The sequence below is a fragment of the Sagittula sp. genome, assembly GCF_052825245.1.
Genome location: NZ_JBRBWD010000032.1, coordinates 336,525 through 345,898, shown reverse-complemented (window position 1 = coordinate 345,898; position 9,374 = coordinate 336,525). Strand labels below are relative to the sequence as shown.

Annotated in this window: 11 protein-coding genes; 3 read left to right on the top strand and 8 right to left on the bottom strand. The window is 64.5% G+C overall.

Features of this window, described 5'->3' with window-relative positions; all coding sequences use genetic code 11:
• Positions 1-51: 51 nt before the first annotated feature.
• Both ACU0DV_RS12675 and ACU0DV_RS12670 read left to right on the top strand, forming a co-directional pair.
• A complete protein-coding gene (locus ACU0DV_RS12675) occupies positions 52-888 on the top strand; it encodes an N-acetylmuramoyl-L-alanine amidase (RefSeq protein WP_446241535.1) in 837 nt (278 codons plus the stop codon).
• A gap of 201 nt (positions 889-1,089) precedes the next feature.
• Positions 1,090-2,445 carry an ATP-binding protein gene (locus tag ACU0DV_RS12670; RefSeq protein ID WP_283981480.1) on the top strand — a complete coding sequence of 452 codons (1,356 nt, stop codon included), beginning with the start codon at positions 1,090-1,092 and terminating at the stop codon, positions 2,443-2,445.
• Positions 2,446-2,468: 23 nt separating this feature from the next.
• Here ACU0DV_RS12670 and rpmE read toward each other — a convergent pair whose 3' ends face one another.
• The 8 genes from rpmE to ACU0DV_RS12630 form a co-directional block, all read right to left on the bottom strand.
• The gene (gene rpmE / locus ACU0DV_RS12665; RefSeq protein WP_005863531.1) at positions 2,469-2,690 is read right to left on the bottom strand and encodes a 50S ribosomal protein L31; all 222 of its coding nucleotides are present in this window, start codon (positions 2,688-2,690) and stop codon (positions 2,469-2,471) included.
• Between the two features lie 12 nt (positions 2,691-2,702).
• Positions 2,703-3,083 (bottom strand): 50S ribosomal protein L19, encoded by a 381-nt coding sequence (rplS, locus tag ACU0DV_RS12660; protein WP_005863529.1) that lies wholly within the window; start codon positions 3,081-3,083, stop codon positions 2,703-2,705.
• Positions 3,084-3,970: 887 nt separating this feature from the next.
• Complete coding sequence (locus tag ACU0DV_RS12655; protein WP_157814950.1) at positions 3,971-4,390, bottom strand: hypothetical protein; 420 nt, start codon at positions 4,388-4,390, stop codon at positions 3,971-3,973.
• Positions 4,383-5,036, bottom strand: a complete 654-nt coding sequence (locus ACU0DV_RS12650) for a hypothetical protein (protein ID WP_157814949.1) — start codon at positions 5,034-5,036, stop codon at positions 4,383-4,385. The genes ACU0DV_RS12655 and ACU0DV_RS12650 overlap by 8 nt, the downstream gene beginning before the upstream one ends.
• Before the next feature lie 328 nt (positions 5,037-5,364).
• Positions 5,365-6,165, bottom strand: coding sequence for a tRNA (guanosine(37)-N1)-methyltransferase TrmD (gene trmD / locus ACU0DV_RS12645; protein ID WP_100928435.1), 801 nt, complete (start codon positions 6,163-6,165; stop codon positions 5,365-5,367).
• 40 nt (positions 6,166-6,205) lie between these two features.
• A complete protein-coding gene (locus ACU0DV_RS12640) occupies positions 6,206-7,342 on the bottom strand; it encodes a hypothetical protein (protein WP_446241534.1) in 1,137 nt (378 codons plus the stop codon).
• 238 nt (positions 7,343-7,580) lie between these two features.
• Positions 7,581-8,084, bottom strand: coding sequence for a ribosome maturation factor RimM (rimM, locus tag ACU0DV_RS12635; protein ID WP_446241533.1), 504 nt, complete (start codon positions 8,082-8,084; stop codon positions 7,581-7,583).
• Positions 8,085-8,095: 11 nt separating this feature from the next.
• Positions 8,096-8,236, bottom strand: coding sequence for a hypothetical protein (locus ACU0DV_RS12630; protein ID WP_198521849.1), 141 nt, complete (start codon positions 8,234-8,236; stop codon positions 8,096-8,098).
• Between the two features lie 145 nt (positions 8,237-8,381).
• Here ACU0DV_RS12630 and ACU0DV_RS12625 point away from each other — a divergent pair, with 145 nt between their 5' ends.
• A complete protein-coding gene (locus tag ACU0DV_RS12625) occupies positions 8,382-9,359 on the top strand; it encodes a hypothetical protein (protein ID WP_446241532.1) in 978 nt (325 codons plus the stop codon).
• Positions 9,360-9,374 lie beyond the last annotated feature (15 nt).

Sequence of the window (9,374 nt, the reverse complement as noted above, 5' to 3'; positions counted from 1 at the left end):
GACGCCGCTTGCGGGCAGACTACTTCCCACATGGCAGGGGAGGTGCCGCGGATGAAGCTACCGAAGATCGCAGTGTTGAGCGTCCTGCTCCTGTGTCCCGCGACGCTCCGGGCCGAGGGGATGGTGCCCGAGCCTGCGCCGCTGAAGGTCCCCGGCGAGATCACGGTCGAGCTGAGCGAAATCGACCAGAAGGCGCTGCGCCCCTATGCGCAACCGCGCATCACCCACATCACCTTCCACCACGAAGGGTTCGCCGGGACGGATGCGGCGCTCTTCCGCAAGGCGTCGGCGGCGCGTGACCGGCAGTCGATTTCCCAGAGGGTGCGCAACATCAACCACGATCACGTGGCCAATGCCGGGCTGGGAATGATCGCCTACCACTATGCAGTCGACAAGACCGGCCAGATCGCGAAGGGACGGCCCGTGCGCTACGCCCCGGCCACCAAGTCGACGGTGCATGGCGGCACGGAAAAGGCGGACTTCACCGGGCATTTCGCAGTTGTCGCACTTGGCGATTTCAACCACGAGACCCTGACCGACGTCGCACGTCTGTCCTATATCCGGGTGATGTCGGAAGCGCAGAGGGCCTACCGCGTGCCGACCGCCAATATCCGGCCCCATCTGCACTATGCCAGCACCTCCTGCCCCGGTGAGCACATCATGGCGGAGGCGGACGACCTGCCGTTGCGCGTTCTGGTCTTTGGTCTTCAGGCCGAGCTGGCGGTGCGGGGCTGCGGGCCGGTGGAGCCGGACGGCGTTTGGGGCAAGGCCTCGGGTCGGGCGTTGGACCGCCTCGTGTCGGCCAACCGGGCCAGCTATGCCCCGGACGCCATCGACGACGCCGCCTTGTTCACGCTGCTGGACGATCCCGCCCTGCGGTGCCAATAGCGCACCGTTTCAACCAAAAAGCCGCGGCCTTAACCAAGCTTGGGTCTTTGCAGGCCCTGTTGAGCGTATAGAATTACGAAACGTAAATGTACTGAGCCCCGGTTGTAAGCGACGGCGCCGCAGCTCGGCAGGTCCGCTGTCGGCTGCTCCCGGAGATGCGTGGGCGCCGGGCGTCCGGACCAACAGGGTAGATGGGTGCAGATGACAGGCACACGCCGGAACATGCAGCTTCTGTACGACGTCGAATACGGCGTCCGCCGAGAGCTGATCGCGCGGCTGGTGGCCGTGTTTCTCGGCGCGGTCCTGTTGTTCTTCTACGAGGGCAACCTGCTGCCTGCCGTGTGGTGTGCCGGATACTTCATCGGTCACGCGCTGCATTGCCGCTACATCGTCGTGCACCGCAAGACGGCAGAGCCGCGCCACCTGACGATTGCCGGTCTGTCCTACCTTGTCGTCGTCGTCTCCTTCATGTGGCTGCCGGTGTACTTCGCGATGAACGAGGCGCCGGAAAAGATCGCCCTTGGCGCGATCCTCATGGGGTCGACGATGGTCTACCAGATCCGGCGCGGCGACCGGATCCTCTGGCTGGCCTGGTCGCAGATCGCCCTGTTCGGCGTCTTCCTTCTGCTGGTCGTCGGCAGCCATATGGACAAGTTCGAGGGCCCATTCGCAAAGGCGGGGGTGCTGATCGTCGTGGTGGTGGCCCTGGCCTATACGGCGCTGGCGATGCTGTTCTCGCGCGCCTCTCGGCTGGCGCTCGAAGAGACGGCGGAACGGCTGGCACAGGATCAGAAGATGTCCGCCATCGGCCGCCTCGCCGGCGGAGTAGCGCATGATTTCAACAACATACTGACGGTGGTGCAGGGCAACCTCGAACTCTACCACCTGCTGGCGGAACGGGACGAACGCGACGCTGTCGTCGAAGAGGCGCAGGCCGCGGCGAAACGGGCGGAGGCGGTTGTCCAGCAACTTCTGGTCTATGCCCGCAAAGCGCCGACACGGGCGCGGGTGGTCGATGCGAACGTCGCCGTGGACGGCATCGTGTCGCTCGTCCAGACGCTGGTGCCGGAGCGCATACAGAAGCTGCACGTGCGCCATCCCGGGCGTTTGCCTGTCCGGCTGGACGACACGCAACTGACGACCGCGCTGCTGAACCTCGTGAAGAACTCGGTGGATGCCATCGAAGGCAGCGGCGTGGTGGAGATCGTCACGTCGGAGGAGCGGCTGACGGAGCCGCTGAAGACAGGGGACGGGCACGCGCTGCCGCCCGGGCGCTATGTCTCGATCGCGGTGGTGGACACCGGCTGCGGCATTCCCAGGGACGCGCTGCCGCTGGTGGCGGAGCCGTTCTTCACCACCAAGCCGCCGGGCATGGGCACCGGGCTGGGCCTGTCGATGGTGGCCGGTTTCGTGCGCTCCGCAAACGGCGGCTTGAGGATCGAAAGCTCGGAGGAAGGGACCCGCATATCCATGCTGTTCCCGGTCATGCCGCTGCAGGAACCGGTCCCCGAAAAGGCAAACGCCGCCCTTGAGGGCGGCGTTCCTGTCGGCGAATAAGCCCTTGCCGGGCTTCGGAAATATCAGAAGCCGAGGCCTTCGTACTTCTTCTTGAACTTCGACACGCGGCCGCCCTGGTCCAGCAGGCGCGAGGAGCCGCCGGTCCATGCCGGGTGCACGGTGGGGTCGATGTCGAGGACGAGCGTGTCGCCTTCCTTGCCCCAGGTGGTGCGGGTCTGGAATTCGGTCCCGTCGGTCATCTTGACGGTGACGATGTGGTAGTCGGGGTGAAGATCCTTTTTCATCCGATCCGTTCCTTACGCCTGAGCCTTCGGGGCTTTGTAATTGGTGACTTCCGCGATGCGGGCCGACTTGCCGCGGCGCGAGCGGAGGTAGTACATCTTCGCGCGGCGGACGCGGCCGCGGCGGACGACTTCGATGGACTCGATGTTGGTGGAGTACAGCGGGAACACACGCTCCACACCTTCACCGAAGGAGATTTTGCGAACGGTGAACGAACCGGCTATCCCCTTGCCATTCTTACGAGAAATGACAACGCCCTCGTAGTTCTGGACGCGGGTGCGGGTGCCTTCGGTAACCTTGTAGCCGACGCGGACGGTGTCGCCTGCCTTGAAGTCGGGGATCTCTTTCCCCAGCGAAGCGATCTGCTCCGCTTCGAGTTGTGCGATCAGATCCATCTGACCTTCTCCTTTTTTCACACGCGGTTTGCCCGCGGAAATGTCAGTCAGTGCCTTGATTCCAGACAGGAATTTGCACCGCCAGCTGTTGCTTTGCTTGCGTGGGGCCCCGGGTGGGGCCGCCACGATACCAAAGGCATCCGAGTCGCCCCGATGCCTGAGATGGGGCCTTCTACGCGCGGGGCCCCTGCAAATCAAGGGAATTTCCCAAGCCCCCGCAAACCCGCCGACCGCAGGGTTAACCGGGGCGCGTTAACCCTTCCTTATGGTGAGTCCCGGCCGGTTGGAGGGGTCGAACCGGCCGGTTGGCAACCTTCGTTAACGCGCCAGATGGGCGATTCGGGTGGGTTTGGTGCCGGGCGGGGCATGTTTCGGCTGTACGGCCCGGTTTCCCGGATAATCGCGCTCACGTTGCCGCGAGCCTGTGACGAAATTCCGGCGTGCGGGGGCGGACCATTGCGCCAAGGGCCAGATCGCCCGCCAATCCCGGCCAATCCTGGCGGTTCCGCTCGTCAATACAGTTTAACGAGGTTCAAAGACCGTGATACCCCGCCCCTTTCGTTAACCGTTTTCAGGCGGCGGAGGGTTCCGAGTGAACTGAGTGCCGATGGAGGGCATTATTCGACCGAATTTCCATAACGGAAGGGGCACTACTGCATTTCATGGTCAAGGTGTGGCAGACCGCATCCGACCTTAGGCGCGCACAGCACGAATGCCGGCTGTGAACCGAGAGCGACGGCGCACCTCGGGGGCGCGTGTGTGCGCAGCGCCGCATTACCGGATCGAATCCAACTTGCTAGTTAGCTCCGATGCTGAGAGCTACTACTTCTCGAAGAGAAACGTTAGGGAGTCTGTCACAGCAATTGTCAGCAATCAGAGTTAGACGCCTAATATCTAAGCGAATCCCACCCGCGAAGCCCATCAACTATTCTGGCGAGTTCTTTTGGTGCAACGAAATAAGTTACGACCTTTTCGCCCTCCGGCGGATAAACGTAATTCCACGGGTGCGATACGTAGTCTTTCAAACGGCCAACATTCCATGGTTCTGAGTGTACGTATTCACCTAATTGAAATATCTCTCGCACATAATGGGGGACAATACCATAAAATCTCTGATCTTGACCAGTGATGAGGCTGAAAGTCCACTGTGCCGCTTTGGCTTCATCGTGGCCACTAATGATTTTTTCAGGAACTGACACGCACTGAGCGTGCACTGAACCGCCAATGACATCTACAATGGCCATTTGATCGTCAGAGCATGTCAATGATCCACCCGGCGGATTCTCGATAGGATATGTCTTAGCCATAGTTTGCCCTTATTGAAATTTTCGTTTCGTTCTCGCTAACAAGTATCTCTGGTCGTTCTTCACCTGGTACATCGGTTGCAGCAACCACGCCTTTTGCAGCATCGTAGATCGTGGAAAATGAGTAACGTCCTGGCTTAGGCTTGGCTTGCAGCCTTGTGTTGGTGAAGCCCAAAAACTCCACGGGCTTACCTCTTGCCGAGAACATACGATCCAAAACAAACTTTAACGACGCGGATTCTTCAGGTAGCGCTATATTGAAACTATCTTTCTGCTCTATTCTGGGTTCTCTTAGTTCAAAGAACGAAAATACTGCGACGGATGAAATAATGCATAAATAACCGGCAATATCAGTGGCGCTTAAGCCATTGCTGGTGGGGCGTTGGTCTATACAAGTCTGGAGGGTTTCAGACATAATCACCGCAACTTGAACCCAAACGGCGGGTGCAGCGAAACATCCGATTCCAAGAGTAAAGAGGAGGACAGCAAACGCATGGTGCCGTTTTTTTGCTCTAAAAATCCAATTGAAAATTTTATCTAAATAGTTTCGCACTTCTTTCATTCTCGCCAAATCATTGCCGCGCAGTAAGCGCCTGCAAACTTTGAACACGGACGTAGGATCACCGCAAGTGTAGATGAGGTGAGGCATGTTTCCGCCGACGCCGACTTCAAGCCAAAAAAAGACGTTGAGTCGATGGCAGCTTGGTTCGCACCGCCGCCCTTATCCGGCCAGATCATGGTGCACGATGCCACCTATGGCCGGTTTGCGAAAGCGGCGTTGCATCAAGGCTTGACCTCGGTGAATGACGGCTCATGACCGATTTCGGAACCGGTCCGCGTCAGTGCCTTCGGGGCGATCATGGTGAAGCGGCATTCGACTGTGTGCTCCCAAGCGGTAGGGGCGTGAGAAGGCGGATCGGGCGCATGGGCGAAAATCCTTGTCCGGCACTGGGATCAAGGGGGCCCTTCGCGGCGCTTCAGGGGACGTCCTTGCGGGCCTTGAGGGCGTTCCAGAGGTCGGGGCGGCGGGCGCGGGTGAGGTCTTCGGACTGCTGGCGGCGCCATTTCGCGATCTCTCCGTGGTGGCCGGAGAGGAGCACGTCGGGGATCGTCCGGCCCTGCCATTCGGCGGGGCGGGTGTACTGCGGATGCTCCAGGAGGCCGTCGGAGAAGCTCTCTTCCTCCGTCGAGTCGGCGTTGCCGAGGACGCCGGGCAGCAGGCGCACGGCGGCGTCCAGCATGACCTGCGCGGCCAGTTCGCCGCCGGTGAGGACGTAGTCGCCGATCGAGACCTCGGCGATGCGGTAGTGGTCGATCACCCGCTGGTCGAGCCCCTCGAACCGTCCGCAGATCAGGGTGACGCCGGGCCGCTGCGCCATGTCGCGGGCCATCGCCTGGGTAAAGGGCTTGCCGCGCGGGCTGAGGTAGATCAGCGGCGCGCCGGGGTGCTGCTGGCTGCGGGCGTGTTCGATGGCGGCGCCCATCACGTCGGGACGCAGCACCATGCCGGCGCCGCCGCCCGCGGGCGTGTCGTCGACGTTGCGGTGCTTGCCCTCGCCGAAGGCGCGGAGCGGGACGGTCTGGAGCTGCCAGAGTTCCTGCTGCAGCGCCTTGCCGGTCAGCGACAGCCCGAGGATGCCGGGGAAGGCCTCGGGGAAGAGCGTGATGACCTGCGCGTGCCATGCGCGGGCCAGGGCGGGCGCCTCGGTCATGAGGTCGCGCGGCTTCAGGCTGGGGCGGATGGTCTTGCGGCCATGGGAACGGGGAGCGTCGGACATGGCCGGGCTTTATCCCGTTCCACCGGCGGGCGGCAAGCGCTCAGAACGGGTTTTGCACCGGAAGGAGCGCGGCGGGGGCGTCGAGGTAGTCTTCGCGTTGCGGTTCGCTGGTGAGCTGTCCGGTCGCGAGGTCCCATGCGGGGCGCGGCCGGGGCGGGCGGCCGTCGCGGCGGGTGAAGGCCCCGGCGGGCGCGGGCCAGCGGTCGCCCGTGGCCTGTTCGAGGTCGCGCAGGGTGTCGGGGAGCCTTGGGGCCGCGTCGGTCACTGTCTGCGGCGGGTCGATGCCGAGGTCGCCGGTCTTGTAGACGCCGGCGTTCCAGCGGTCGATGGTGCCGCGGACTTCGGTCAGGACCTGCGTGTCGCCCCTGCGCGCGGCCGCGACCAGCCGCCCGTCGAGGACGATGCGGGCGAGGTAGGCGGCGACGGTGGCGCGGTCGCAGGCGGGCTGCCTGAGGCACCAGAAGGCGGCGGTGGCCTGGTCGGGATTGTCCGGGTCGTGTTCGGTCACCACCCGGTGCCAGAGGTCGATGTCGGGCGGTCCAAGCTGTTCCAGCGCCTCGGCGAGGGAGGCGGACGGGGTGTCCTGCGCCTGGCGGGTCCAGAGCCAGTGGGTCGCCATCCAGATGCGCTGGTCGCGGTCCCACTCGGCGCGGATGCGGGCAAGGTTGTCGACCTCGTCTCGCATGGAGAGGACCGCGTCGGGACGGCGGAAGTGCTGCGCGATCTCGCCGGCCTCGCCCGGGGAGGAGGTCAGCAGGCGCGCCAGCAGGTACAGCGTCAGCAGGCGCGGCGCGGGCAGGTCGGTGAGCGCGGAGTCCGTGTGGCCGCTGTGCCAGGCGGAGAGCGAGCGGTGCAGGATCCACGAGACCGCCTCTTCGCGGGAGACGGGGCGGTCGTCGACGGGGCCGTCCTCTGCGGGCGAGAGCGCGCGGGCAAGGACCTCGCGCTGGCGGTTGGGAGAGGGCAGGTCGCGCGGCGTGCTGCGCAGCGGGCCGGGATTGCCGAGGGAGATGAAATTGCGGCGACCGGGGCGCAATGGACGCCAGCGGATCGTCGCGGCGACGGAGGCGACGCCGGTCATGGCCACCGACCCGCTCAGGAAGGCGCGCATGTCCCCATGGAGCGACGCCAGTGCGACCGTCAATACGGGCGCGGCGGCAAGTCCGGAGAAGATCATTCTGAACTTCTGGCTAATCAAAACGACGATCCATCAAATACGTCCCCATTGAGGCCAAAAATGGACGACAACTGTGGCAAGAAGTGGGTGACGCAGGGTGTAAATTAAGTTGATTGACGCTGAACGTAGCGCGATCACTCATTTTAGCAGCTTTTGTGTGCGGGACTGAAACAGAAAATGTGGCGAAAGCAAGGCGGCTGCCTTATTTCGGCCCCGTCACCGCAGCCCGGAGAATCGCTCAGTCGAGCAATCCCTCGGGCGGATCGGCGACAATTCGGCCGGCCGTCAGGTCGACGGTGGGCACGCAGGCGCGGGTAAACGGCAGCAGGACCGTGCCGCTCTTGCCTGCGGTGTGCAGCTCCAGCAGGTCGGTGGCGCCGTGGTTCAGGACGGCCTTCACCTTGCCCAGTTCCACCCCGCCGGTGTCGAAGACCGACAGGCCGATCAGGTCGGTGTGGTAGAATTCGTCGTCGGGGAGCGAGGGCAGCCGGTCGCGCGGGGCGTAGAGGCGGACACCCTTGAGCGCGTCGGCCTCTTCCTTGGTGCGGACGCCGGTGAGCCGGGCGGCAAAGCCGTTGGCGATCTCGCGCGTGATCTGAAGGTCGAAGCTGCGCCCGTCCTCGGTGGTGAGGGGGGCGTAGTCCTCGATGGCGCGGGGATCGGCGGTGAAGCTTTTCAGGCGCGCCTCGCCCTGCACACCGAAGGCACCCGCGATGGCGCCGACGCAGATCGTCTGGTCCATGTCCGTCGTCCTCATGGCAGGGCGCAAAGCCCCGCACGCATCCAGTTGCCGCCCATCGCCGCGCAGGACTCTTCCTGCTGCGCGCGTTCGTAGAAGATGCCCGCAACGAAGGCGATGAGCAACAGGATGGGGAGGCGGATCAGTCCGAACATGGCGCAGCATGTGCCACGGCGCGCGGGCGGGGGCCAGAGGGGACGGACACAGGGTGTGCGGGAAGCCGCCGGGGGCGGTCCATCCGCTGGCAGAGGCGCGGAAAACGGGCTTAGCTTGTGGCGTTTCAATGCAGGAGTGCCCGTCATGACCGTCGTTCGTCCGTTTTCGCCCGAAGATGTGGGGTCCGTCACCGGGCTGCTGTTGCAGGATGCGGCTGCGCGGCAGGCCTGTGACCCCGCGCTGTGGGCGCTGAAGCCCGATGCGGGAACGGCCGTCGCCAGCTTCATCGAGGGTGCGACACAGGGCGGGACGCCGATCCGGCATGGCTGGACCGTGGCAGAGGAAGAGGGGCGCATCACGGGTGTCGCGCATTCCATCCTGCTGCCGGTGCCGCCGATCTATGCCGGGGAGGACGGGATGCCCGGCCTTCTGATGGAGGATTGCGCCGTGGCGCCGGACGCCCCGGAGGGCACGGCGGAGGCGCTGCTGGAAGCGGCGGAGGCCGACCTGCGGGAGGCGGGGGCCAGGGTGCTGCTGGCCTCGTTCGTGCTGCCCTGTGCCTGGACTGCGGCGCTGGAAGGGGCGGGCTACGAGCCGCTGACGCTGTATTACGGCGCGCGGATGGATGCGGCGGAGGGTGCCGTGCGGCTGGCCGGGGCAGAGGACATTCCCGGCCTTGTGGCGCAGAGCGCGGTGAACCGGGAATGCCTCTACGCCGTCGATCCGTTCTGGGAGCCGCACCCGGAGGCGGATGCGCGGTTCGAATCGTGGATGCGCAAGAGCCTGACGCTGACGGACCGCGACATGCTGGTGACGGAGGCCGGGGGCCGGGTGTCGGGCTATGCCATCGCGCATCCCGCCACCCCGCTGCACCTGCCCGCCGCGCACGATCCGAAGGGCATCGGCATGATCGACGACTATTTCCACGAGGCATTCGCGGCGATCGGCGCGGAGGGTGTCGCGGGCGAGGCGCTGCGCCTGTTGCAGGCCGCCGAGGCGGCATTGGCGGCGCGGGGCGCGCGGGCCGGGATGGTGATCTGCCCGGCGGGCTGGACGTCGAAGCGCGGGATGCTGGAGGCTTCGGGCCACGAGGTTGCGCTGACCTGGTCGATCCGGCGCTGAGGCGCTTCGGGCCGC